Below are 1,326 nucleotides of genomic sequence, written 5' to 3'. Positions count from 1 at the left end.
GTATGATTTTGCATCTGCTGCGAAATCTTTGTTTCCCCGCTAAAGTTGAGGACAGGTTGACACGGAGTTGACTCGACGAATTATCCAATGTGAGTAGGTTTGGTGCGTGAGTTGGAAAAATTCGCCATACTCGCCCTTGGGTTCTGTCAGCTCAAGAATTCTTGAGTGACCGATGCTCTGATTGACCTAACTGCTTGACACATTGCATTTCCTACAATCTTTAGAGGAGACACAACATGACCATTCGTGTTGGTATTAACGGATTTGGCCGTATCGGACGTAACTTCTTCCGCGCAGTTCTGGAGCGCAGCGACGATCTCGAGGTAGTTGCAGTCAACGACCTCACCGACAACAAGACCCTTTCCACCCTTCTCAAGTTCGACTCCATCATGGGCCGCCTTGGCCAGGAAGTTGAATACGACGATGACTCCATCACCGTTGGTGGCAAGCGCATCGCTGTTTACGCAGAGCGCGATCCAAAGAACCTGGACTGGGCTGCACACAACGTTGACATCGTGATCGAGTCCACCGGCTTCTTCACCGATGCAAACGCGGCTAAGGCTCACATCGAAGCAGGTGCCAAGAAGGTCATCATCTCCGCACCAGCAAGCAACGAAGACGCAACCTTCGTTTACGGTGTGAACCACGAGTCCTACGATCCTGAGAACCACAACGTGATCTCCGGCGCATCTTGCACCACCAACTGCCTCGCACCAATGGCAAAGGTCCTAAACGACAAGTTCGGCATCGAGAACGGCCTCATGACCACCGTTCACGCATACACTGGCGACCAGCGCCTGCACGATGCACCTCACCGCGACCTGCGTCGTGCACGTGCAGCAGCAGTCAACATCGTTCCTACCTCCACCGGTGCAGCTAAGGCTGTTGCTCTGGTTCTCCCAGAGCTCAAGGGCAAGCTTGACGGCTACGCACTTCGCGTTCCAGTTATCACCGGTTCCGCAACCGACCTGACCTTCAACACCAAGTCTGAGGTCACCGTTGAGTCCATCAACGCTGCAATCAAGGAAGCTGCAGTCGGCGAGTTCGGCGAGACCCTGGCTTACTCCGAAGAGCCACTGGTTTCCACCGACATCGTCCACGATTCCCACGGCTCCATCTTCGACGCTGGCCTGACCAAGGTCTCCGGCAACACCGTCAAGGTTGTTTCCTGGTACGACAACGAGTGGGGCTACACCTGCCAGCTCCTGCGTCTGACCGAGCTCGTAGCTTCCAAGCTCTAATTAGTTCACATCGCTAACGTGGGCGATCGATGCTCACGGTGATGTGTCATCCCAATAGCCCGGGGTGTGCCTCGGCGCACCCCGG

Annotated in this window: 1 protein-coding gene; it reads left to right on the top strand. The window is 55.0% G+C overall.

Annotation, left to right across the window (positions count from 1 at the left end; genetic code table 11):
• Window positions 1-236 precede the first annotated feature (236 nt).
• Window positions 237-1,241: a type I glyceraldehyde-3-phosphate dehydrogenase gene (gene gap / locus MD273_RS19235; protein WP_003862250.1), complete on the top strand. Its 1,005-nt coding sequence runs from the start codon at window positions 237-239 to the stop codon at window positions 1,239-1,241.
• The last annotated feature ends 85 nt before the right edge of the window (window positions 1,242-1,326 follow it).

The organism is Marinobacter sp. C7 (genome assembly GCF_022343555.1).
Taxonomy (GTDB): domain Bacteria; phylum Pseudomonadota; class Gammaproteobacteria; order Pseudomonadales; family Oleiphilaceae; genus Marinobacter.
The sequence above is the reverse complement of the archived record's forward strand: the minus strand, read 5'-3'. Positions and strand labels throughout refer to the sequence as shown.

Bases quoted from the DNA above. Each gene is read 5' to 3' on its own strand.
- gap (WP_003862250.1), top strand. From the start codon at position 237: ATGACCATTCGTGTTGGTATTAACGGATTTGGCCGTATCGGACGTAAC.